Source organism: Eubacterium sp. AF36-5BH, assembly GCF_003460505.1.
Classification (GTDB): Bacteria; Bacillota; Clostridia; order Lachnospirales; family Lachnospiraceae; genus Eubacterium_G.
In genome coordinates, this window is sequence record NZ_QTVG01000008.1 from 1 (window position 1) to 25,678 (window position 25,678).

The following is a 25,678-nucleotide window of genomic DNA, read 5'->3' on the forward strand; positions in this document are numbered from 1 at the left end:
TTGTGTTATTTTGTGGTGATTTAATTATAATGGATTTGGGTGTCTATGCCTATTTTTTTATGTAAAAATATAAAGGCTCTAAACTTTACCCCCAAGTAAAGTTTAGAACCAAAATAGTTAAAGATTTAAAGAGAGAATTTGTAATAAAATATTTTTGTTCAATATTTGGTACTTTAAACGTTTCAACATCCCAAAAATGGTTGAAAGAAAAATAGTGAATTTCAATATGTTAAATTTTGAAAAAAACAATACTTGATAATACTAAGTCATAGGCATTCTGGGAAAAGACTAACCGAAGCCATCTATACAGAGGTTGCTGCAAAGGTAGAGGCATCAGGGCACAATGGTCAAAACCATGGATTGCCACAACAAAAGACTCTGACTTTAGCCGTGAACTTCATAACATTCTTAATGAACAGTTTAATCCTGAGTGTCTAAACGCTGTCTGGTGTACTGACATTACCTACGCATTGCATATTGTATAATATGTACACCCAGTAATCTTTATTGATTTGAAAGTACTTACAGTTGTGTTCAAAGTTCTTACTATCAATGACAGCACCTTTTTTAAACATTGGTACAAATATGATAATATCTGATACACAATTACATGATAATCATCTCTTACCATATTTTCTCCTTCCCACAAAAAAACATCCTGCCATTATCTGCAAGATGCTTTCTATAACATATCAAGTATTGATTCACAAATTTTTCCTTCTTCTGTTGCCTCATAGTTTTCGTCAAATCCTTTTTCCTGTAAATGCTCTGATACTTTGTATTCTATCATCTCATAATCAGAATCATTAAGATTATCAAAAAAATTGATAGGTATATTTATTTTTTTCAACTTCTCCTGTATCAGGATTTAATATTACTGTTGCTTCTGTTGGTTGAACGATGCACCATTTTCTCCCTATCGTTCAACCAAATAGACTCTTGGGAACCAATACACAATAAATTTTTCTATATGATCCTTTGTAATTTCTATCAATTGATAAATTTGCTCATGTAGAAACAAATATTTATACAATACATGAATATAATCTATATTTATCAAAGGCTTTGACTTATTATTTTGAGTTATTAACATATATTTCATAAACCCCTTCCAATATTATCGTTTATATACTTATTTATATAATTACGATTCAATTCTTCCAATTGTCTACTCATACCTTTCACCAAATTGTAATCGTTCATTTCTTCATATGTAACCCATTCATAATCGCTATGTTCTTTTGAAAGCATCACATTATCTCCATTTGCTGTACATATATAAGTTAATCCTATTATCTCTGTGCATTCATCTTTAAAAGAATTCCATGCATTTAATAGTATTAACTTTTCAACTTCAAGACCTGTTTCCTCATTTATTTCTCTTTTTAAGGCTTGCATCGGAGATTCTCCAAATTCTAATCTACCTCCTGGGAATTCCCAATGATAATAATCTCCTCTTGCCTCTGTAGTACGTTTAATCAACAAAAACTTTCTTCCATAACATACTAATGCTTTAACAGCTACATAAAAATTTTTTTTCCATCTATTTATCTTCCTTTCTTATATTGTACTTGTAGCATAATAGCTACCACTTACATACTTACAATTAAAGTACACAAATAATTTGAGTGAACCAAATCTTTCTTTGTTCCTAATTGATACTCTATTTCCATTTTTTCTCCTCTTACAAATGGACAATATTCATCTGCGGAGTGCAAATCCCTATAAACTCTCCTACCTTCACATCCACCTGCACATAGTTGAACGATGCACCATTTTTGCCCTATCGTTCAACAAATTTTTCTTCGTTCATATATTCTCTACACTTTCTTATTTATTTTGCACAATAATCTTTCGGTGAGTATATGTGCAAGACTGATTTTTAAGAAGTTGCAACTATCTATGTGTAAATAATAAACCCTGCCCTATGGGCAAAGTCAAGCATTTTATCTAATAAAATAAAACTTCCTTTAAATACTCTTGAGCAATCATATCTCTAAAATCTAGTAAATAAGAAAATCTAGATATAAAAATACCTCCTAAGCAGATTTTGGTTATTTTACCTATCTACTTTGGAGGTTTCATCTATTTATTCATGCCCTTTACAATTCCATCAGCAATCTTCTTCAATGCCTTACTGGAATGGTCGCTTTTCTTGTCGCCCACTTCCAAATCAACAGATGCTATTGTAGAATATGATGTTTGAGTTAAATCAATTGCCATTGATCCACTTCCATATATTTTAACTCCTGATTTTTTCATTCCCCACACAAGATTTTGTCCCAACTTATTATGTTTTTTCCAATTTTTTGAAACCGGATACATATTTCTGTATGACTTAATGTTTGGAACACCGATATAAAATGCACCCTTGTTTGATGATGTGGAATCATAATGTATAGCAATATGGTAATCTGCGTTATTATTTGCATACACAGTTCTTCCAATGTTGTCTATCTGAGCATCTTCACTTTCCCTTATCATCAAAACATTGTAACCTGCCTTTAAAAGTTTTTCTTTCACTGTCATTGCTACTTTCAAGGTTGCTTTTGATTCAGCTGTTCCATCATTTAATACTGTTCCACCACTGACTAACGCAGCTTTTGTGGCTCCTGCTGCAGTGCTTCCACCGGTTACTTTTGGACTTCCATCAGGATGGCACAAAGTCTTAACACTTTCACCACCTTTAGTTCCATGACCGGCATTTATACACACGGTTTTGTTTTTAGGTTTTGCTACATTCGAAAAATACAATGTTGTTGAATCTGTATGTATCTTTGAGAAACCTGCAAACTCCCATTTAGAATTCCATACAATTCTTTCTGCGCATGCACTCCAGTTTGAGTAATACTGTTTCTTGCCCTTCTTGATGTATCCTCTCACTCTTACATAATAATTCTTTTTACTATTCAATACATTAATACCTTTGTTTCTGCTGACATTTTTTCTATATTTAACATTCTTATTTCCTGCGAATACTTTTCATAATAAAATAACATCCTATGAAGGTAACGATGTAAATAATAATAGTCATCCTTTGTCCAATTTGTCTGACTTTCATAGTAGATTTTCGTTTTCATTTTTGAACCACTCTTTATCATATTATTTTTACAAAAACTCCTGCACACCATTTCTGGTATACAGGAGTTCATTATTTTAAGTAATTATATTCTTTTCACTTGTCAGTGTATTACTTGTTAGCGATAGCTGCCTGAGCTGCTGCTAATCTTGCGATAGGTACACGGAATGGTGAACATGATACATAATCAAGACCAATCTTATGACAGAATTCTACTGAAGATGGATCTCCACCGTGTTCTCCACAGATACCTACGTGAAGGTTAGGGTTAACTGGCTTACCAAGCTTGATAGCTGTTTCCATTAACTTACCAACACCAACCTGATCTAACTTAGCAAATGGATCGTTTTCGAAGATCTTAGCATCATAGTAAGCATCTAAGAACTTACCAGCATCATCTCTTGAGAATCCGTATGTCATCTGTGTTAAATCGTTTGTACCGAAGCAGAAGAAGTCTGCCTGCTTAGCGATTTCGTCAGCTGTTAATGCTGCTCTAGGGATTTCGATCATTGTACCAACCTGATATTCAAGTTCAGCACCTGCTGCTGCGATTTCTGCATCAGCTGTTGCTACTACGATATCCTTAACATATTTTAATTCCTTAGCATCACATGATAATGGAATCATGATTTCAGGCTTAACTGTCCAATCAGAATGTTTCTTCTGAACATTGATAGCTGCACGGATAACTGCCTTAGTCTGCATCTTAGCAATTTCAGGATATGTAACTGCAAGACGAAGTCCTCTGTGTCCCATCATAGGGTTGAATTCGTGAAGTGAATCAATGATAGCCTTGATTTCTTCTACTGATTTGCCCTGAGCGTCTGCTAACTTCTTAATGTCAGCTTCTTCTGTAGGTACGAATTCATGAAGAGGTGGATCTAAGAATCTGATTGTTACTGGACATCCTTCAAGAGCTTCATATAAAGCTTCGAAGTCTCCCTGCTGATATGGAAGAATCTTTTCAAGAGCTGCTTCTCTTTCTTCTACTGTATCAGAACAAATCATTTCTCTAAATGCAGCAATTCTGTCTTCTTCGAAGAACATATGCTCTGTACGGCAAAGACCGATACCTTCTGCACCAAGTTCTCTAGCTTTCTTAGCATCTGCTGGTGTATCAGCATTTGTTCTAACCTTAAGAGTTCTGTACTTGTCAGCCCATCCCATGATACGTCCAAATGTTCCAGCGATTGTAGCATCAACTGTTTCAATGATACCATCATAAATATTACCTGTTGAACCATCGATTGAGATGTAATCTCCTTCATGGTATTCTTTTCCAGCTAATGTGAATTTCTTGTTTTCTTCATCCATTGTGATATCTCCACAACCAGATACACAGCAAGTACCCATACCACGAGCAACTACGGCTGCGTGAGATGTCATACCACCACGAACTGTTAAGATTCCCTGTGAAGCCTTCATACCTGTAATGTCTTCTGGAGATGTTTCAAGACGAACTAAAACAACCTTTTCTCCTCTTGCATTCCAAGCTTCAGCATCATCTGCTGTAAATACAACTTTACCACAAGCAGCACCAGGTGAAGCACCAAGTCCCTTACCAGCTGGTGTAGCAGCCTTAAGAGCAGCAGCATCAAACTGTGGATGAAGTAATGTATCTAAGTTTCTAGGATCGATCATAGCTACAGCTTCTTCTTCAGTTCTCATACCTTCATCAACAAGGTCACAAGCGATCTGTAAAGCAGCCTGAGCTGTTCTCTTACCATTTCTTGTCTGTAACATATATAATTTTCTATTTTCAACTGTGAATTCCATATCCTGCATATCTCTGTAATGGTTTTCAAGTGTTTCACAAACCTTTACAAATTCTTCGAATGCTTCTGGGAATTCCTGTTCCATCTGAGCGATTGGCATTGGTGTTCTAACACCGGCAACAACGTCTTCACCCTGAGCATTCTTTAAGAATTCACCCATAAGCTTCTTTTCACCAGTTGCTGGATCTCTTGTAAATGCAACACCTGTACCACAGTCATCACCCATGTTACCAAATGCCATTGACTGTACATTAACAGCTGTTCCCCATGAATAAGGGATATCGTTGTCACGACGGTAAACGTTAGCACGTGGGTTATCCCATGAACGGAATACGGCTTTAACAGCACCCATTAACTGTTCCTTAGGATCATCTGGGAAGTCTTCGCCAATTTTTTCTTTATATTCTGCCTTGAACTGTCCAGCTAATTCCTGTAAATCTTCTGCTGTAAGTTCAACGTCCTGCTTAACACCTCTGTCAGCTTTCATTTTGTCGATAAGTTCTTCAAAGTATTTCTTACCAACTTCCATAACTACGTCTGAATACATCTGAATGAATCTTCTGTAGCAGTCCCAAGCCCAACGAGCATTTCCTGATTTTTCAGCAATAGCTTCTACTACTGTCTCGTTAAGACCAAGGTTAAGGATTGTATCCATCATACCTGGCATTGAAGCTCTAGCTCCTGAACGAACAGAAACAAGTAAAGGATTTTCCTTATCACCGAATTTCTTTCCTGTGATTTCTTCCATCTTAACGATGTATTCGTTAATCTGTCCCTGAATTTCTTCATTGATTTCTCTGCCGTCCTCATAATACTGAGTACAAGCTTCTGTTGTGATTGTGAATCCCTGAGGTACTGGAAGTCCTAAGCTTGTCATTTCTGCAAGGTTAGCACCCTTACCACCAAGAAGTTCACGCATGTTAGCATTACCTTCGCTAAAAAGGTATACCCATTTGTTTGCCATGTTTCTTTCCTCCTAATTAATTAGTATTTTATGTCATGAGTCCTATGGAATATGGCCATCATAAGTAACTCATACACTCTATTTTTGATGCCGCCCAGTCTTTTTAATAATATTCCTGTGTAAATTTACAGGCTGAAAAAGGGCGCATTTGCACCTAAAGTTAATTATAACATACGCACTTTTATAGTCAATAAAAAATTCCACTTTTTTCCTTTGTTATAAGGGGTTTTTGCGTATTATTTGTCGACTATAAATGTTGTAATTGAATGTGCAGGTACTTCAGTATTAATACCCTTACCATCCACTGCCACTGCAAGTCTGTGACGTTTGCTTAGTTCATTTTGAACTACAACAATAATCTGTCCGTTGGGATTCTTATACGCAACAGAATAAATTCCCTTGTCTGAATCATTTAAACAAAGTATTCTTTTTGCTCCCGGCTTAATATATTTTGAAAAATGTCCAATATAATAATATGAAATATTGTAAATAACTTCATTTGTTTCTGTATTTAACATAATTGGTGCTTCACAATAATTTCCTACATAGTTAGGACCACCCTTTTCGTCTAATACAAGATTCCAGTCAATCCAACCTTCTGTATAGTTATTGAAATCATTTATCATGTTGTGACCATAAATCTCACCATGTTTCCAAGCACCTATCCCTGCCTTAGAGCTTGTGTTTCCTGAATTGTTTACTAATTCAACACAACCTTCTGTAAAAATAAGATGCTGCTTAGGATATATTTCGTGTGCCATTGTAAGAATTTCAGATTTATCCGAGCCATACCAATGGTAAGCAATTCCCCAAATAATATCTTTTGCGTTCTTATATGCCAATGTTTCACGAACACGTCTAAACATTATGTCTCTGTTATGATCTAAAATTACAATCTTAACTTTTTCTTCAAGACCTTCTTTTTTCAACTCTTCATACATATAGTCAACAGCAAGCATTGCTTCCTCTGTTGGATCATATTTACATGAAGCCCATATCTGTTTAGCCTCTGGTTCATTTTGAACACTGATTGTTAAAATATTAATTCCTCTGTCAAGCATTCCCTTAACATACTTAACCATATACTTAGCCCATGTTCCATAATACTTTCTTAAAAGTCTACCACCATGGTTCATGTCCTTATTGTTTTTCATAAATGCTGGTGGACTCCAAGGAGCACAGAGAATTCCAATGTCTTCTCCTGCCTCTTCGCTTGCCTGTTTTATGAAAGGAATTACATATTTGTCTTCTCTTTCCATATGGAAAGTTTTAAGTTCAACATCTTCATCCTCTACGTATGTATATGGTTCTAATGAAAAGTCACATCCATTAATAGATGTTCTTCCTAAATTGTAAGCTAAACCTGTTTCCTTATTAAAATATGCTTTTAAAATTTCTTTTCGTGCTTCTTCACTTGCGTTTTCCATAACGTACGCTGCCGCTTCTGTAAACGCTCCTCCAAATCCTAAATGTGTCTGAAACTCCTGGCTACTGTCTACAACAACTGTATCCATTCTGAAACTAAAATAATCTCTTAATTCCTGTTCACCTAAGTTTCTCCATTTTACGTCATCACCTTGGACTGTCTGAATCATTTTGATTGTTGGTTCCATTAAACTACCTCATTTCGTAATAAAATGCATAACTTTCGGCATGTTATGCATTAGCATATTTTCATGTATAGTAGGTAACTCCAAAGTATTCTTTCAATTTCCCTGTATTGATTAGATTGAGTAATTCTTCTAATCCTAATCGTGCGAATCGTTACAGTTTTGCACTATCACAATCCTGTAAAAATTATAACATTTTACCCCTAAATGTATATTGTAATATTTATACAAATAATTTTTATTATTTTTATGAAAGTTGTATAAAATCGTTTCAATATGCTATTTTATGGGATTTTTGATTTTTCTCTTTATGTTGCTTCACACCTGTGTGATTAGCTTTTTGATATAACGCAAAATAAAAAAAGATTTCTTCACTACACAAAAACAGACAGCCATATCTTTACTGTTGATTTCAAAAAATCTTAAACAGTTTCGATATTAGCTGTCTGCTTCTGCTAGTGTTATCTTTAATATTAATATCTTAAATATTTTTATCTTTAATATTAAACATCATCTAGTATTCTCTATCGTTTAATATTATTTAAGCTATTTATTTTTCAATATTTAAGATATTTATCATTTACTTTCTTTATGACTTATTATTTAAAATGCCATCTTTTCTTCAAAGTATGCTTTTAAATCTTCAATCTTAATTCTTTCCTGTTCCATTGTGTCACGGTCACGAACTGTAACCGCTCCATCTTCTTCTGAATCAAAGTCGTATGTTACGCAGAAAGGTGTACCGATTTCATCCTGACGACGATATCTCTTACCGATAGCTCCTCTATCATCGTATTCACAGTTGTAATATTTGCTAAGTTCAGCAAATACTTTTTCTGCACCTTCATTTAATTTCTTTGATAATGGAAGAACTCCAATCTTAACAGGTGCAATTGCAGGATGAAAATGAAGAACTGTACGTGTGTCAGGCTTTTCAGGTGTTCCAATTTCTTCTTCATCGTATGCTGCACAAAGGAATGCTAATGTTACTCTGTCTGCACCAAGTGATGGTTCAATAACGTATGGCACATATCTTTCATGCTTTTCATCATCAAAGTATGTTAAATCTTCTTTTGAAGTTTCCATGTGTCTTGATAAATCATAATCAGTTCTATCAGCAATACCCCAAAGTTCGCCCCAACCAAATGGGAATAAGAATTCAATATCAGTTGTTGCCTTTGAGTAGAATGATAATTCTTCTTTTTCATGGTCTCTTAATCTCATTTCGTCTTCCTTAATTCCAAGATTAAGTAACCAGTCACGACAGAAACCTCTCCAGTATTCAAACCATTCTAAATCTGTATCAGGTTCACAGAAGAATTCAAGTTCCATCTGTTCGAATTCTCTTGTTCTAAATGTAAAGTTACCCGGTGTGATTTCGTTTCTAAATGACTTACCAATCTGACCAATACCAAATGGAATTTTCTTTCTTGATGTTCTCTGTACATTCTTGAAGTTTACAAATATACCCTGAGCTGTTTCAGGTCTTAAATATACTGTATTCTTAGCATCTTCTGTAACACCCTGGAATGTTTTAAACATAAGGTTAAATTCTCTAATGTCTGTAAAATTATGTTTTCCACATGATGGACAACAAATATTATTTTCATCAATGTATGAAGCCATCTGCTCATGTGACCATGCATCAACTGATTCTTCAATTTCAATTCCGTTGTCTGCCATGTAATCTTCAATTAACTTGTCTGCTCTAAAACGTTCGTGACATTCCTTACAATCCATTAATGGATCAGAGAAACTTCCTAAATGTCCTGATGCTACCCATGTCTGTGAGTTCATAAGAATAGCACAATCAACACCAACGTTGTATGGATTTTCCTGTACGAATTTTTTCCACCAGGCTCTCTTTACGTTGTTTTTTAATTCAACACCAAGATTTCCATAATCCCAAGTATTAGCTAAACCTCCATAAATTTCTGAACCCGGATAAACAAATCCTCTACTCTTTGCCAATGCTACAATCTTATCCATTGTCTTTTCCATTATAAAATCCTCCATTTTTATGTATTGTTTATAAGCCATTTAGCTTTACATTAACATTTAATATACAATGTAACTCTTTTCCTTGTCAGAAGTTGTTACAATTCCATCTTCATCTACATTGCAATTTGAGCTAATGTATTTTACATCACTGCCAATTTCCACTTTGTATTTTGAATCTACTATTAGAATGTTGGCATTGCTCATTTTCTTGATTTCTTTTGCCTTTAATGTTTCCTTTTTGTCAGGAGAAGTAAATTCACCTTTTATTTTGCAGTCACCTCGCTCTTCAATTGTTCCTGCATAAAAAGTACCCTCTTCTGCTTTGTTGTAATTCTGTATATATGAATTAAAATCATACACCGTAGCTAATTTTAAAATCAAATAAGCTTCTTTATCTTCAACTTCAAACTTATCCACTGAAATAGCATCATCAACTGATGCTGTACTACTACTGTTGTATTTTTTCACTTCATCATTAATGTATTTTTCAAGCGCATCTTTGTCATAGTCTTTGTCAGCGAACTTCTCTGTTACGCCGTAACTGACTGCGCCATCCTCATCAATGTAAATTGCATTAACGCCACTGTCTAACTTAATGTCCCCAACCTTTTTTCCACAGGCTGTAAAACTTAAAGCCATGGCAAGCACTAATGACAACGCACAAACCCTCTTTAAAATATATCTCATAATGTCCCTCCTGTATTTTTGCATACCTAAATAGTAATTTTAAACTTTATGAGAACTAATTTCAATATAAATTTTCCAGAAATTCTAAAGAATTAAATTTTTTATGAATTATCTTATTTATGTAGCTCTCAATTACCTGTTTTAGTTGCGCTAATACTTCTTCTTTTACATTAAATGAGAAAAGCTTATTTATTTTTGCTGTTACAATATACTGTAATGCATATACAGTTGACGGATTAAGAATCTTGTTTTTGCGTATTTTGCCATGGCAATTACTGCAAATTACCGAATTGTGTTCCAAATCAAAGCAATCAAGATTTTCTGTGTTACCGCATTTTCCACAATTAAAAACATTTGGATACTCACCGTTAATAACCAACGTACGCAATTCATATATACATCGAATCAGGTCAATGGGAATGGCTTTTTTGCTTAGCTGTTTCATTGCAATATACAAAAGCTCTAATGTATCTTTCGCCTCTATGCCTTCTCTTCCATAATAGTCGGCAAGTTCTAAAAAATACATTCCCATATACATACTGTCAATATCATTCATGGAGTTGCTGAAATACTCATTAATTTTCATTGCCGTAACTGTATATGCATTTCTCCCTCTATACAATGTAAACTCTCCAAAAGCCATTGGCTGACTGCCACCAAGAAATGGGCTTGTAGGCTTTCTTGCACCTCTTGCAAAAGCTGTTATTTTACCAAACTCTTTTGTGAGTATTACAAGTCTTTTATCGTATTCACTTATAGGTGTCGCTGAAATCACCATACCTACCGCTGTTATTGTCTCTACCATTTCTTTCGCCTTCTATTTTTGAAATAAAATTTTCTCTTGCTTTATTAATTTTTTTCTCTTTAGCATACTGTAAATAATCATCTATTTTTCCTGTGGATTCAAACATTCTCCAACTCTCTAAATTATCCATCTTATCCTCCCTGTAAATAGTTGTATGATTATAGTGTCAAAAGATAGGATTATGAGAGTGCTTTGCACATAACAATCCGTTTAATTATAATCACAGTGTTTTGACACCCGCATCTATATAGTTAGGATTTACAATAGAAGATTTTGTATGCATTATTTAATTATCTTTCTTCCTTGTAGCCATAATTTTTCATTAGCAATTCGCTGTCACGCCAGTCTTTACGGACTTTTACCCAAAGTTGTAAATTTACTTTCATGTCAAGCTGCTGTTCAATTTCGTATCTGGCATTTGTGCCGATTTTCTTTAGCATGCTGCCTTTTTTGCCAATAATAATTCCCTTGTGAGAATCTCTTTCGCAAACGATAGTTGCCTCAATATCATAAATGTCCTTGTGACGTCTTTTCTTCATTCGCTCAATTGTTACAGCTATACCATGTGGAATTTCTTCATCTAATGCATGAAGGGCTTTTTCTCTTATAAGTTCGGCAACAATCTGTCTCATTGGTTGGTCTGTAACAGTATCTTCATCGTAATACATTGGTCCTTCAGGAAGATATTTAAAAATCTGCTCAATAACTGTATCCACATTATTTCCTTTAAGAGCTGATGCCGGAATAATTTCATCAAAATCCATTATCTTTCTGTAGGCATCAATAAACTTAAGAATTTCTTCCTGCTTTACTGTATCTGTTTTGTTGATTACTAAAATAACAGGAACGTCAATGTTCTTTAACTGTTCTGCAATGTGCTGTTCACCTGCTCCAATAAAAGTATCAGGTTCAACTAACCACATAATTAAATCAACTTCTTTTAATGTTTTTTCTGCCACATTAACCATGTATTCACCAAGTTTATTTTTTGCCTTATGAATTCCCGGTGTGTCCAAGAAAACAATTTGCCCTTTATCACATGTATAAACTGTTTGAATTTTGTTTCTTGTTGTCTGTGGTTTCTTTGATGTAATTGCTATTTTTTGTCCAATGATTTGATTCATTAAAGTTGACTTACCTACATTTGGTCTACCAATTAATGCAACAAATCCTGATTTAAAATTCTTATCCATTTGTACCTCTTATCCTAATTCCTTTACTTCTTTTAAAATTTCCTGGTCTCTTGTTATTGCAGTTTTTCCACCAACTACACAAATGTAATTTTTATCCAACGCCTTCTTAAATTTAGGTGCCAGACTTCTTATTTTTTCAACAGTTGTTGTAAGCACTGCTTTTCGTTCATTAACTAATGTTTCAAATTTAACCTGTGCCATGTAGCTTGCAAATTCTCTTCCACTTCTGTCCGCCGCACTCATTGGGGTGTCTATGCCACTTATTGTACCGATAATATATTTTCTCATTTCCCTTTCACTTGCCTGGAAATTCTCAATATAGTTGGGTGCATCTAAGTAAACATCACTTGTTCTCTTACAATTTGGATCTCTGTAAGATGTAAACATAATGTCGCCTCCTCTGCTTACAGAGCAGCCACAACCATAAGCACCACCTAATACTCTAATGTTATTCCACAGGTATTCGCTACTCATAATGCTTGATAAAACCTGCATACTACCGTCGAATTGTTCATCTGTGCTGTCCTTGTAATTACCACAACGTGCCACATACTGAACCTGACCTGAAGTAGTGAAGCCTTCATTCTTTTCGTTCTTTTCAAAAGTCCAGCCGTCAAATGATTCTTTAAAGTCTACAGGCTCATTCATTTTCCGCTGAAGATTTGAAACTAAAGCTTTTACTTTTTCAAAGCTTTCCTTATTTCCTGCGTAGTTAATAGTTATGTTATCTTTTCTAAATACATATTTAACCGTATCAGAAATCTTCTTCGCTATTTCTTCCTTCTTATTATCAAAATCATCTAGCAGTTCTTCAACAAACTTGTAAAAAGCAATGCCTGATAATAATTCCCTAATATATGACTCGCTGCCATAGTAAGACATGGTTCTCATTCTACTTGCAACATTACCTGACTGAATAATTGACTTATTTAGTCTTGACTTTGTTTCTTCTAAAATTTCTTTTAGACGTTTGTAATCATCAAATTTTGTTTTTGTAAGAACTTCTTCAATTATGTTTACTGCTTTCTCAAGGTTGTCGTAAAGGGCTTTTGTATGAACTTCCATCTGGTATTTTGATGTATTGTTATAACTGTTTACATAAATTCCCGTTCCAAAACCTAAACCACCAAGATTCATATCAATGTCAGTATTTAAGTCTGTGTAAGTTCTTTCTGTATCCATGTAACTTAAAACATATTTAAACAAACCTACATATGGAACATAATCAATTGGCAATTTTTCGAAATTAAATGTCACATCCAAATATCCAATACCATTAGTAAATAATTCATTATATACTGCCGTAAACTCAGGCAACTTTTCTTCCTTGTAAATAAATGGTCTTGGACTTTCATTAATGTCTTCAATTTCCAGTAAAGGTATTGTCTCAAGTTCCTCCGGTGTTGAAGGTGTTTCCTGATAATTCTTTAATTCCTTTGTTTTAATAATTAACGCTTCAATCTCTTCATCTGTCATTGAGTCTTTTAAACTCTTAAGTTTTACTTCTAACTGCTTTTCTTTTTCCTCTGTTAAACCTTTTTTAGGTTCCATAATTACAGTTGAACGATGATTATTGTTAATCATGTATTTTTCTATAATTTTTTCAAAATAATCTGTGTCAATTTTTTCTCTTAATAAATCAAAAATCCTGTTTGTTTCCAAACTTGCAAATGGATTTTCTTCATTATAAATCCAGGCACCCATTAGATTAAGTCCCCAAATTAAGCCTTTTGGAAAACCTCCAAAATCTGCTTCTTTTTCTTTAAATTCCAAACTGTTAAGACCTGCACGTAAAGCATTTTTGCCAATACCGTTCTTAACAATTTCTTTTAATGAATTATTGATTATTTCATTAAATCTGTCACTGTCCTTTTGATTAGCATATTTAGCTGTAATTGTATAAATTGGCTGTAAAACATCATCCTCGTATGAGCCTGAAATATCTTTTCCAATTTTTGCATCAATTAAAGCCTGCTTAAGTGGGGCTCCCGGCATTTCCATTATTGCATATTCTAAAATCTGAAAAGCGATACTTAACTCTGTATCTAAGTTGTCGCCAATTACAAAGTTGGAAATTAAGACTGCACTTTCATCTTCGTTCTCACTATCTGAAATTGCATATTCCTTTGTAACTGTTACCGGCTTATCAAAAGGCTTTTGATATTTTATTTCTGAATCAACTTCTAAATAATCGTATTTTGATAAATAATTTTCATCTATCCACTGTAATCTTTCAACTACATCCATATCTCCATACAAATAAATATAGCTGTTTGATGGATGATAATATTTTCTATGGAAATCTAAATACTGTTCATATGTTAATTCAGGTATAAAATCAGGATCTCCACCTGACTCATTACTGTAGCCGTTGTCCGGGAATAATGATTGAAGTGAAACTCTTGCACCTAAACCGTCAACTGATGAGAATACTCCCTTCATTTCATTATATACAACACCGTTTATTGTAATGTTATCATCTTTATTTTCTAATTCGTAATGCCAGCCTTCCTGCTTAAAGATGTTTTCTTCCTTATAGATATTCGGATGAAAAACAGCATCCATGTAAACATGCATAAGATTGTTAAAATCTTTGTTGTTGTAACTTGCCACAGGATAAACTGTTTTGTCAGGATATGTCATTGCATTAAGGAATGTGTTAAGTGAACCTTTAACTAATTCCATAAATGGTTCCTTTACCGGAAAATCGTCTGAACCACATAAAACAGTATGTTCTATAATATGTGGAACTCCTGTGTCATCTGTTACCGGTGTTCTAAAACCAATATTAAAAACTTTATTGTCATCATCGTTTGATAAGATAACAACTCTTGCACCTGTTTTTTTATGTTTTAGTAAGTATGCATTTGAATTAACTTCTTCAATATGCTTATTTATAATAATTTCGTATTGTTGTAAGTCTTTTACTTCCATTGTCTACCTCTCTTTGTCAAAAATCTCTAGTGTATATACTAACATATTTTTTATTTTCTATCCATTATATATAAAAAATCTCTCCATACAGATTGGTTGTCTTCTGTACCAAGAGATTTTCTTAATATTATTTATTTTTGTTGTAAGAATCACATATATCTGACCATCGACATACTCCGCAAACTGCCCGTAACTTATTAACATCAATAATGCACTTGTGAACCATCTCTGTTAATTGGTTCCATGTAAGGTCACCTTTTTGTTTTTTCAGTTCATCCTCTATTGCTTCGTATGTGCGTCTATCATTACCTGAAACTGATTTTTCCTGAGTACATATTCCATTTTCATTATTAGGACAGTTTTCGCATATATCATCTGCCCCTTCTGTTAGTTCAACATAAGGATTCTTACTTAACATTTCATTATGAATTTTTGTCATATTTTCCACAAATCCATTGCTATACCCTTTTCCTTCAAAAAACTGAAGGCATAATAAATGGTGTGGTCTAATTGAATATCTGCACATATTTCTTAACTCTGTTTGCAATAATTGTTGCTACAACTATTTTTGCAATATCTGGAATAATGTATGGAATAACACAGTATGTTAAAGCAACTGCTACTGTATTATTTGTTACAACCATAAACCAAACTGTTCCTATTGCAAAACATGCTACATCGCCTAATACCATTGCAACTACTGTAATAACAAGTTTAACAACTTCGCTTTTTCCATTTGCTAAATTCATTAATAAACCAATAATAATTGCTGTTAAAATAAAGCCTACGATGAAGCCGCCTGTTGGACCTGCGATTACTGATGGGCCGCCTGTTAGTCCTGCAAATACAGGTACACCAATTATTCCAAGCAAAATATAAACCACAACTGCTATTGTGCCTCTCTTAGTGCCAAGTAAAGCTGCTGTTACAAAAACTGCAAAAGTCTGTAAAGTAAATGGAACAGGACCTGCAGACACGCTAATCCATGAACAAATTGCCATTATTGCTGTAAATACAGCTATTAGTACCATATCCTGAACTGATAAAAATTTCTTCTGTGTGTTACTCATAATTTCCTCCTAAATACATAACATTTTTTTGCGACTAAGTCATTGTAAGTCAGTTTCTTTTGATTGTCAACCTATTTTGTTATTTGGGTGACGTTTCTTCTCTGTTATGTTGAAGCCCCCAAAAAATAATGTTATACTTGTTTCTAGTTCTTATTAATTTATGGAAGGAGCATGTGTGCCTATTAAACCGGCAATGAACTAAAGGATTAAACAGCAATGCAAATGGTTAAATAGCAGCACACGAAAATATTATGAGTGTAAAAGATGAAGTTCTAAAAGAACTTGAAAATAACAAAGGTGACTATATTTCAGGTGGCCAACTTGCTGACAATCTGGGTGTCAGCCGTAATTCTGTCTGGAAGGCAATTAAAGCATTGGAAAAATCAGGTTACGAAATCAATGCCATACCAAACAAGGGTTATTGCCTTGCAGAAAAAAATGATATTTTATCTTCATACAGTATTAAACAACATTTAAAAAATCCCCATTTGGATATATCTGTTTTTTCTTCTGTTACATCCACTAATACCATTTTAAAGGAAATGGCTGAACAGGGTGCAAAAGAAGGTACTGTTATTATTGCTGAAGAACAAACTGCCGGTCGTGGAAGAACCGGAAAACAATTCTATTCTCCTAAGGGTACCGGAATTTATATAAGTATTCTTCTTCGACCTGATATACCCGCAGAGGAATCATTATTTTTAACTACATCTGCTGCCGTTGCCACAGCTAGGGCTATTGAAGATGTAAGTGACAAACGTGCCCTTATTAAATGGGTTAACGACATTTACCTTGAAGATAAAAAAACCTGTGGAATTCTTACTGAAGGTGCCTTTAACGTGGAGACCGGAAAACTTGATTATGCCATAGTTGGAATCGGTATAAACGTTTGCATTCCTGATGGTGGTTTTCCTGACAACATTAAGGATATTGCCACTGCAATTTTTGACAAACAAACAGATTCCATTAACAAACGTAGTATTTTGATTGCCAATCTCCTTGACTATTTTATGGAATATTACAAGGATTTCAAATCAAAATCCTATGTAAAAGAATATATTGAACGTTCAATGATTATCGGTAAAACTATTACCGTAATTGAAGGTTCTAAAACTTCCGTTGCCAAAGCAATTGATATTGACAAAAACTGCCGTCTTAAAGTTCAATTTGAAGACGGTACTACTAAATGGCTGTCATCCGGAGAAGTCAGCACAAAAATTCATAAATAAATATTTGTAGATGGTATTTTTGCATACCACAACTGCACATTATTTATTACGTTTTCTAAAAAGAACTATTTGATATTATTTTTTGATATTATTTTTTATATAATATTGTTCATATTTTTATTCATAAATGGCGCATTTTCTTACGGAAACTGTGCCATTTTTTCCTGTTAAATATTCAAACTTTTCCAGAACATACACGTCTAACAAGCCTTCTTTGTAATCCACTCCCATAACCTTTACTGATATGTCGCCTTTTGCCTTTAATGATATGCAAACATTTTGAACAAAATTTGCAATCATGTCTTTATCTGATTTTATTATTTTCTGTTCCTTAATCTGGCTATCTTTTACAGTTTGTTTAACTGCTGCTGCAACAACTCTCTCCAACTCATCTTTTCTGTCCTGCTTACTTTCAACTGAAAGAATTGTAAGAGCCGTAATTAAAATAACCACTATAAATCCTGATACAATAACTGTCTGTTTCATAGTCCTAATTTTCCTTTTATTATACTTGTTAAATTCTCACTGTTTTTGTAATTGTTTTCCTTTACCTTGTCTCTAATATTGTTTCTTTTGCTATCAGAAATTTCTATATAATACTTTGCCTGACTGCTATTTGTTCTTTTTATAGAATCTTGCAACTTGCCACTTAAGCTTCTACTCCATTTGGAATTAGCATCTAAAGTTCCAATATATTTTTCAGATATAAAGCGTACTCTCTGCCCACTTAAATCTGTATTTAACACATAGACTTTCATTGTTCCATAGGCTGTCACTTTTTTATCTGCCGAATTAGTTACAATCTTAATTGTATATTCTTTTATTTCATTAGTATTCAGGTAATTTTCTGCCTGTATGTCATTGCCTGTAACCAAGGCTGTATCCATATTTCTTTCTTTAATACTTACTACTTTTAAAACATATTTATAACCTGTATGTAAGTCATCATCTACTTTTACTTTCTTTAAAATCTCGTCTTTATTTAAAACTATCTTTTGACCGACCACATAATAACGGTCTGTGGTAGTAATGTATATTTCGTTCACAGTTATTTTTTCCCATATTGCATGTAATGTTAAATCTGCATTTCCACTATAAATACTTCCCGGACTATACTTTATTCCGTTACCATTTTCACTTGTGTTCCAATGTTTTTGTGTATTTAATTCATAACCTGCTCTTTCAACATTTTTTGTACTAAGATTAATATTTTCATTCCAGTATTTGTGCTGACTATTAGGCATCCCCGTCACTATATCCTGACAGTTTTTTTCATACCTTATGGAATACTGCCGGCTTATAATAATCCAATTGTCCTCATAGCCACTTACTTCGTCTGTAGGACGTAATATTTTAGAACTACCATTACTTGTGCAGGTATATTTTTCTTCTCCATTTGCATAATATAATTCATCACTCCCCTTTTTATTTCCATAACCTACTTTTATGATTTTTGTACCGGGAGCTTCTTCTTCCGAATTAATTTTTGCAATAAAGCCACTTTTTCTACTTAAACTGCCCGTAATTTCCACATACTTATTTTTCTTTAAATATACATTGTTATTATCATTAAAATAAATACTTCCTTTGATTTTTAACAAACCATTTACATATATTCCCTGACCGTTATTGCCTGTTTTGTTTCCGTATATTTCACCGCTTTTAAAAGTCACATCACCATTATTTATATGAATTCCACCACCACTTTTTACCCCTTCATTATTAGACAACGTGTTTTTTGAGAAAATGACTTTGTTAGCAACTACAAGACCACCGCCTTTTCCTTGTGCGTAATTATTATCAATAACAGAATCTGTTATTTCTACATAGTCATTGTCGATACCTACTAACTTGCTTGGAAAATTAATGGCTCCGCCATCATTTACACTTTCATTTTGAGAAATATTTGTATTTTTAATTATTATTTTTGAAGAACCTGAGCTTCCACCATTTCCACAGGATATGCCGCCACCATTATCCTTAGTTAAGTTATTAGAAATTGTTCCACCATAGATTTTTGTTTCTCCGCCGGCATTCTTTCCACTACCACCGTTGCACCTGATTGCTCCGCCATTACCTTTGGCATTGTTTGAACTTATTAAAGGACCTTTTCCATTTTTTCCAATAGTTAAATTTGCCCCATATCCTGAAAATATGGCTCCACCTGATAAACCTGCACTATTCTGTTTTATTGTGCCGTTCTCAACTGTACAATTTGAACTACCACTTACAAATATTGCTCCGCCCTCTTCTTCTGCTACACAATTAGATATTGTTCCACCATTAATTTTGATGGTACAACCATCCATGCCAAAAATGCCACCGCCTTCTGTATATGATTTGCACTGATTAATTACAGCATTATTATTTATTGTTACACTTCCTTTCTTCACTCCAATGGCCCCGCCGTCAGAACCTTCACAGTTTTCAATAGTTCCATTTAAAATTAAAGTTCCAAAAGTGCAAATTGCAGAACCGCCGTCCTCTTCCTTATTATTCATTACATTTTTCACTACGCAATTACTGTTTATTGTTGCTTTAGTTCCGCTTTTTAAATAAAGCCAGCCTGAGCTTCTCTTTTTAGTAGAAAAATTACTTTTGTTTCCACCTAAAGTTAAAGTCTTACTTTTTATGGCCGTAACACCCATGTCTATCTCGGCAGTTCCACTTAAAGTCATACAATATTTAGGATACTCGCCTCCATTTATTGATTTTTCTCCATCTGATGTTCTTTTTAATGTTACATTGCTATCATAGGCATAAATTTTAAATTTCCCCTTACTAATTGCTATGTTCCTTGTTATTGTTATTGATTTTTTTACACCCACGTAAACCCATGACTTTGTAAATTTTGTAAGCAATACATCTCTTAGTTCATCCTCAATTGATACAATATACGGATCTTTTGCCGTACCTGAACCAGCTAAAGCATACACACTATTAAAGAAAAATGCTGTACTAAAGCCTAAAGCCAAAATAGTCACTATACTAATTTTGATACCAGTCATTTTCATACAGTTTATTATATATTTTTTTAAATTCGCCTTTTTGTTTTCTATTATTTCTAATAGATCCACCTTTATTCTTTTTAACAAATTCATTCCCCAATTTATATTTACATTTCGATTTTTTCTTTTATCTTTTCTTTTACTTTTTCTTTGTTTTTCAACTTTATCTGGCATACCCCTCAATCACCCCCTGCTTGCTTAAGCCATTACCAAACAGGCTAAACACCGGCATTGTAATGCTGTATTTTAATATTACAAGTCTGCTTGGCTGTTCATTGTAAATAGTCAAATCTTCTATCTCCAAAGTGTATCCTTTTTCGCCTGCCTCACTTTTACACTGGCTTATAACCTGGTCATTACAGTTACTATCCTCTATTCTATTTACAGCCACATTATAAAAATCTCTTGCATTAGATACCTGATTGTTGCTGCTAATAAAAGAGGCAAACAATATGCACCCTAAAGTTATTGCAATTACAATCGAAAACATTTCTATTGCTACTCTCATATTTCACTCCACTATTACGTTTATGTATTTTGTGCATGCAAGTCCATTGTCTGACTTAACAACACATTTCAGTTTATAAATTCCCTTTTTTTTAAAATCTATATTTCCGTATACTTTGATTTTGTTTGATATGTCTTTTCCTGTATAATCTTTTGCTTTAATATATTTTGAATAATCAAATTCCTTACTTAAATACTCAAGATATATAACCTCCTGGCCTTCAATAACAGGATATTTGTCTTTACTTTCTTTTAAAAATTTTTCATTGCTTTGACTTTTTTCATTTTTGTATTCAGGTGTTATTTGGTTCCATTTGTTTTTACATAACCCACAGGTTATTACAACAACCATAATTCCAATTAGACCATATAAAATTATTTCTCCATGCTCGCTTAAAAAATTCTCCATACCTAATCACCTTGCACCTTATACTTTTTAATAATCATCCTTTGTTTTTTTAAAAAACAACACTTTATATTTCTCCCTAACTAATAACATCTTTTATTTCCTTATCTTCTATCTTCTTAAAATGCTAATATATTACTTTCCAATAACAGAATTTATCTCATATTCATCCATATTTCCTACTGCTGCCATGGCTGCCAAAATCAAAATAATAAGTAATACCGATATAATTCCGCTAATTAATGTTTGTCCATGTTCTGATAAAAATTCTTCCATATAACCTTTTCTCCCTTCTCCTATTTTTCAAATATCTTTAACAAAACTATCCTGTTACTTTTTCTAATATTTCGTAAAATCCTGTTATTATAATCACAAATAAAACTCCATATATTATGCATTGACCTGCCTCTGATAATAATATTTTCATTTGCTCACCACCTTCCTTAACACCTTAACCATTGATAACATTTGCCACTGACGAGGTAAACACAATAATCATTAAAATCATGTCAATCATAATTTTCACTACGCCAACTGTCATTGGAACTGCTGTAAACATTGTTGCCGCTCCTATTTTGTCATTATTCTTCATCTGTTCACCCTGTTGTGTAAGCTTATTGTTCCTGTCAATAATCGAATTAATCTGTTTATCCGACTGCTCTTTTCCTAACTGATTCATTGAATAAAACATTTTAAGAGATGATTTAATATCCTCCAATTCCAGTTCCCGTAAAAAGTTATCATAAGGCTCAATCCCTACCGGATATTGCTCAAAATCTATTAGTAGTTTTCTAACTGGTCTTTTTAAAACAAAAGGCAAATTACCGTAAGAATTTTCTATTGCCGATTGCACTGTCTCATTCTGTAAATTAATTGCCACTTCTCTTATCCAGTCCGGAAAAACCTTCTTGATTTCATTTTCCAAAGTTTTCTTTGCTTTTTTGTATGTAAGTCTTTCCATAATACTTAATTTTTCTTTGTCATAGTACGCCTTCTCAACTAAAATATAATATTTTACAACCATATTATCCTGCAGAGATTGTTTCTCCTTTATCCAGTCAAAATTTAATTTTTTCATAATAAGCAAATAAGAAAATAGCATCAATAAAATTACAACAGTTGAACAAATTTGATAAACAATATGATTAGTATATCTGTATTCTGCCGGAATTAAATATGCCATAAAACCACAGGTTATTAGCGTTGAAAAAATGGATATTATTACATTCCTTTTTACCCTGTTTACATTTTTTATAAATAGAGATGTTCTATCCCCCCACTCTTTTATATCTTCTAAAAGAATGTCTAAATAATTTTCATATTCACCGCCATGCTGTTCTATTTTAATCAGAAATTCATGTAGGGACCTTAATCGTTTACAATCATATTCCCGTCTTATAATCTCTAAGGATTCTTCATATATTTTGTCAGTCATTTTTGAATCTATGTTTACTATAACTTCCTCAATGATTTCTTTCATTCTATTTGAACTTACCTTCTGCGCATCTGACAGGGCAAGTCGTATTTTCGGTTGTTTCTTAAAGGAATAAATCATCTGTTCCATGTAAAGAAGCACATCATGGAATTTTCTTAAATAACCTTCCCTTTTTCTTTCTTCTTTTTGAAAAAAGAAATTAAATGCTATGGCTGCCAACAGACAAACAGCTATACCCAAAGGATCTAGTTTATAGACTAAACACACAATAATTACTACTGCCAGAATCTTCGCCGAATCCTTTATTATCTGCAATATTTTTTCTTTCACTCATTTCCTCCCTTTTCTATCTTATAAATGGATTATCAATACCTTGTAATTTAAACTTTCGCAATATATCTTCCGGTATATCCTTAGTTAAAATTTTTCCATCCTCATATATCATAACTTTTTCATTTTTTTCGTTATGTCTTGATAAGCACATAACCTGTGCTATGTGTCTTGTTATTTTTTCTCCCTGTTTAACATTTGAATGTAACACTACACCAATATCTATGAAAGAATACACATCATTCTCATTTATGTTTTCTCCCATATTTCTTAATCGGTCAGGAATTTTACCGGCATCATCAAGATGAATTGTTGTTAAACAGTGAACTCCTGCTGATATATTTTCTAAAAGATATTTAACTTCTTTTCCTCTTGCCTCAGCCAGTAAAACCCAAGTTGGCAACTGTCTCTTGCTTGCCTTCAATGCCTCTGCATAACCAAAGTTTTCACTTACTTTTATTTCAACACAATCTTTATCCGGATTTATTGCCGCATATCTAAGCTCCAAATTATCTTCTATCGTGTAAACTCTTTCATATGCCGGTATATAACCTGTTAAATATTTTATGTATTCTGTTTTTCCCACTCCCGGAAGCCCTCCTACAATCACTGTACAATGAGCTTTTATTGCATTCTCCATAAATGCGTCAATCTCCTCTGTGCAATATTCTTCCGAAATTAATCTGTCCTTATTAATTCTTCTTATTGCCGGAGTTTTTCTAATACTAATACTTATTCCTGTATTCGTCACAGAGTCGTGTAGTATGGATATTCTTAAATTCTCTGTTTCCGCTTCTAATAAAGGGTTATTTTGATTAAACTGAACATTCATTAGGTTGCTTATTCGTGTATAAAACTGTTTTATAAAAATATCATCTAATTTGAAATTGTTAACTTTATATCTTCCTTTTTCCAAATGATTAATCCATAATTCCCTACTCCAATTAATGTCCGTTATATTATCGTCTAATATATATTTTAATAAATCGCCAAAGGCTCTATCCGGTAATGACAGTTTTCTCATCTTTCTACTCCTGACCTCTTAATATTAATTGTTACACAAATGCTATTTCTTTAATTTCCCGAAGGAATCTTCCCAGCTACTGAACCAAATGTTACAGATGATGAGTAGCTCTCTACAACGTCCTTCACTGCATTACTGATAATCGGTCCTATTACATAGGCAACACCAACTAACAGTAGAATACAAACTGCGATAAAAATCGTTTTTCCGTGTTCTTGTAGGAATACATCCATATATATCTACCTCCTTTTTTATTCCAAATAAATTGCCCTTAGGGGATTGATTTTTATAATAGACTAACCAGCTATAAAAATCACATTTTCCTTGCTTTGTTTCATCATATACACTACGTTGCTATTTATTCGGTGTTTGTATATTATCACGTTTTATTTATATAGTCAACATATTTTTATGTTTCTTTTTTTCTAAACGCACTTAATTTAGAACAAAACCAATCACTGGCGTAATTCTTTGCCCCCGCTATGCCTCCGTTCACAACTATTTTCTTCTCGCACCAGGGTGCCTCCCTAGTGGACATTCATTTATGTAATAAGAATTTATGAAGGAATTTCTTATTACACAAAAAAACTGTGCATCAGCTAGTTACATAATTCTTTCACTAACTAATACACAGTTTTTATAATTTTATATTTTATTATTTTGTAATTTATTTTTCACCTGTAATAATCCATGGTGATGGTTGTGCCACAAATATGCTGTTCTTGTCTGTTTTTGATACTGTTATCTGCATTACCTCAGTTACATTAATTCCATGTTTTTCAAGGATGTATTTAATGTCTGATAAAATATCCAACTCCAATGTGTAGAACATTAATTTAATGTTAGGATTAATTGCAAGCAAACTTATAATATCATCCTCAATATGTTCTTTAGTTGCAACAATAAAAGCAATTCTTGGTGTTGGCAGATTCTTTAATGTTTCCTCTTTCAAATCAGAGATAATCTCAATGTTATGTACACCAAATTTGTCCACATTTTCTTCCATTGTTCTGTATGAACCTGCATCTCTTTCATCAGCAATAATAACGCCTTCATAAGCAACCATTGAGGATTCGATAGCTATACTTTCTGAATTTACCATTAACGCTACATCACTTACGTCTAATTCCAACTTATTCATAATTACTGAACGGATTTCGTGACCAACGTATTTTACAGTTCCCATTGAAAAATTATCATTCTTCATACCGAAAATCATTGATTCTCTTGTATTTTCATTAACTATAAAAATAACTGTTGGGCCTGAAATTCCATCATCCATTAAGTCGCTTACCTTACAGTGTTTCATTTCTGATGGTTCATAGCCTGTACCATAGTACATTTCATAATCACCATATCCTGCTTCCCAACATTTATATAACATATTGCTGTGTGTTTCATCTGCAAAAATTAAAATCATTTTGTGTGTAGCGATTGTTGCCAAAATGTTACGTCTTTTTCCACATGTGTTTAACATTTTAATTTTTTCAGGACTAACTTCCTTCAAATCAGCTACATACTCCATCCACTTCAACATTTGGGATGTTGTAAATTGTACTTTGTTATTTTCCATTATGTTCCTCTTTCTATTGCCTTGTCTTTTATGTAATTTCATTTAACC

The 25,678-nt window shown here is 33.2% G+C and carries 24 protein-coding genes; 1 reads left to right on the forward strand and 23 read right to left on the reverse strand.

The annotated features are described in order from the left end of the window. Positions 1–682 precede the first annotated feature (682 nt). The 14 genes from DW006_RS12070 to DW006_RS09425 form a co-directional block, all read right to left on the reverse strand. On the reverse strand, positions 683–850 hold the full coding sequence (locus tag DW006_RS12070; protein ID WP_158561106.1) for a hypothetical protein: 168 nt from the start codon (positions 848–850) through the stop codon (positions 683–685). A 248-nt stretch (positions 851–1,098) separates the two neighbouring features. After that, entirely contained in the window at positions 1,099–1,551 is a 453-nt protein-coding gene (locus tag DW006_RS09365) for an NUDIX domain-containing protein (protein WP_118000046.1), read from the reverse strand. A gap of 534 nt (positions 1,552–2,085) precedes the next feature. After that, positions 2,086–2,913, reverse strand: a complete 828-nt coding sequence (locus tag DW006_RS09370; RefSeq protein WP_347475127.1) for an N-acetylmuramoyl-L-alanine amidase — start codon at positions 2,911–2,913, stop codon at positions 2,086–2,088. Beyond that, positions 2,910–3,080: a hypothetical protein gene (locus DW006_RS12075; RefSeq protein ID WP_158561108.1), complete on the reverse strand. Its 171-nt coding sequence runs from the start codon at positions 3,078–3,080 to the stop codon at positions 2,910–2,912. The genes DW006_RS09370 and DW006_RS12075 overlap by 4 nt, the downstream gene beginning before the upstream one ends. A 110-nt stretch (positions 3,081–3,190) precedes the next feature. After that, positions 3,191–5,818, reverse strand: coding sequence for a pyruvate, phosphate dikinase (gene ppdK, locus DW006_RS09380; RefSeq protein WP_118000052.1), 2,628 nt, complete (start codon positions 5,816–5,818; stop codon positions 3,191–3,193). 236 nt (positions 5,819–6,054) lie between these two features. Beyond that, on the reverse strand, positions 6,055–7,431 hold the full coding sequence (locus DW006_RS09385; protein WP_118000054.1) for a glycoside hydrolase family 30 protein: 1,377 nt from the start codon (positions 7,429–7,431) through the stop codon (positions 6,055–6,057). Between the two features lie 600 nt (positions 7,432–8,031). Then, entirely contained in the window at positions 8,032–9,429 is a 1,398-nt protein-coding gene (locus DW006_RS09390) for a glycine--tRNA ligase (protein WP_118000056.1), read from the reverse strand. A 57-nt stretch (positions 9,430–9,486) separates the two neighbouring features. Beyond that, positions 9,487–10,116: a hypothetical protein gene (locus tag DW006_RS09395; protein ID WP_118000058.1), complete on the reverse strand. Its 630-nt coding sequence runs from the start codon at positions 10,114–10,116 to the stop codon at positions 9,487–9,489. A 61-nt stretch (positions 10,117–10,177) separates the two neighbouring features. Further along, complete coding sequence (gene recO / locus DW006_RS09400) at positions 10,178–10,921, reverse strand: DNA repair protein RecO (RefSeq protein ID WP_118000060.1); 744 nt, start codon at positions 10,919–10,921, stop codon at positions 10,178–10,180. Then, entirely contained in the window at positions 10,866–11,051 is a 186-nt protein-coding gene (locus DW006_RS09405) for a hypothetical protein (RefSeq protein WP_022165701.1), read from the reverse strand. Before DW006_RS09405 ends, recO begins: the two co-directional genes overlap by 56 nt. 160 nt (positions 11,052–11,211) lie before the next feature. Continuing rightward, positions 11,212–12,114 (reverse strand): GTPase Era, encoded by a 903-nt coding sequence (gene era, locus DW006_RS09410; RefSeq protein ID WP_022165700.1) that lies wholly within the window; start codon positions 12,112–12,114, stop codon positions 11,212–11,214. A 9-nt stretch (positions 12,115–12,123) separates the two neighbouring features. After that, complete coding sequence (locus DW006_RS09415) at positions 12,124–15,048, reverse strand: insulinase family protein (RefSeq protein WP_118000063.1); 2,925 nt, start codon at positions 15,046–15,048, stop codon at positions 12,124–12,126. A gap of 127 nt (positions 15,049–15,175) precedes the next feature. Beyond that, positions 15,176–15,574, reverse strand: a complete 399-nt coding sequence (locus DW006_RS09420) for a DUF1284 domain-containing protein (RefSeq protein ID WP_118000065.1) — start codon at positions 15,572–15,574, stop codon at positions 15,176–15,178. Next, complete coding sequence (locus DW006_RS09425) at positions 15,555–16,118, reverse strand: biotin transporter BioY (protein ID WP_118000067.1); 564 nt, start codon at positions 16,116–16,118, stop codon at positions 15,555–15,557. Before DW006_RS09425 ends, DW006_RS09420 begins: the two co-directional genes overlap by 20 nt. Positions 16,119–16,369: 251 nt before the next feature. Here DW006_RS09425 and DW006_RS09430 point away from each other — a divergent pair, with 251 nt between their 5' ends. Beyond that, the gene (locus DW006_RS09430; protein ID WP_118000069.1) at positions 16,370–17,347 is read left to right on the forward strand and encodes a biotin--[acetyl-CoA-carboxylase] ligase; all 978 of its coding nucleotides are present in this window, start codon (positions 16,370–16,372) and stop codon (positions 17,345–17,347) included. A 117-nt stretch (positions 17,348–17,464) separates the two neighbouring features. Here the strand turns inward: DW006_RS09430 and DW006_RS09435 are convergent, their stop codons facing one another. The 9 genes from DW006_RS09435 to DW006_RS09470 form a co-directional block, all read right to left on the reverse strand. After that, positions 17,465–17,833, reverse strand: coding sequence for a hypothetical protein (locus tag DW006_RS09435; RefSeq protein ID WP_022165594.1), 369 nt, complete (start codon positions 17,831–17,833; stop codon positions 17,465–17,467). Beyond that, positions 17,830–20,529, reverse strand: a complete 2,700-nt coding sequence (locus DW006_RS09440; protein ID WP_118000071.1) for a hypothetical protein — start codon at positions 20,527–20,529, stop codon at positions 17,830–17,832. Before DW006_RS09440 ends, DW006_RS09435 begins: the two co-directional genes overlap by 4 nt. Then, positions 20,519–20,863, reverse strand: a complete 345-nt coding sequence (locus DW006_RS09445; protein WP_022165592.1) for a hypothetical protein — start codon at positions 20,861–20,863, stop codon at positions 20,519–20,521. The genes DW006_RS09440 and DW006_RS09445 overlap by 11 nt, the downstream gene beginning before the upstream one ends. Before the next feature lie 3 nt (positions 20,864–20,866). Further along, positions 20,867–21,271: a hypothetical protein gene (locus DW006_RS09450; protein WP_118000073.1), complete on the reverse strand. Its 405-nt coding sequence runs from the start codon at positions 21,269–21,271 to the stop codon at positions 20,867–20,869. A gap of 132 nt (positions 21,272–21,403) precedes the next feature. After that, positions 21,404–21,544: a hypothetical protein gene (locus DW006_RS12080; RefSeq protein WP_022165590.1), complete on the reverse strand. Its 141-nt coding sequence runs from the start codon at positions 21,542–21,544 to the stop codon at positions 21,404–21,406. 175 nt (positions 21,545–21,719) lie between these two features. Then, positions 21,720–23,033 (reverse strand): DUF4118 domain-containing protein, encoded by a 1,314-nt coding sequence (locus tag DW006_RS09455; protein WP_118000075.1) that lies wholly within the window; start codon positions 23,031–23,033, stop codon positions 21,720–21,722. A gap of 16 nt (positions 23,034–23,049) precedes the next feature. Continuing rightward, a complete protein-coding gene (locus DW006_RS09460; protein WP_118000078.1) occupies positions 23,050–24,057 on the reverse strand; it encodes an ATPase, T2SS/T4P/T4SS family in 1,008 nt (335 codons plus the stop codon). Positions 24,058–24,107: 50 nt separating this feature from the next. Further along, positions 24,108–24,290, reverse strand: a complete 183-nt coding sequence (locus DW006_RS09465; protein WP_118000080.1) for a hypothetical protein — start codon at positions 24,288–24,290, stop codon at positions 24,108–24,110. Between the two features lie 434 nt (positions 24,291–24,724). Next, the gene (locus tag DW006_RS09470; protein ID WP_118000082.1) at positions 24,725–25,630 is read right to left on the reverse strand and encodes a Precorrin-6B methylase 2; all 906 of its coding nucleotides are present in this window, start codon (positions 25,628–25,630) and stop codon (positions 24,725–24,727) included. Positions 25,631–25,678 lie beyond the last annotated feature (48 nt).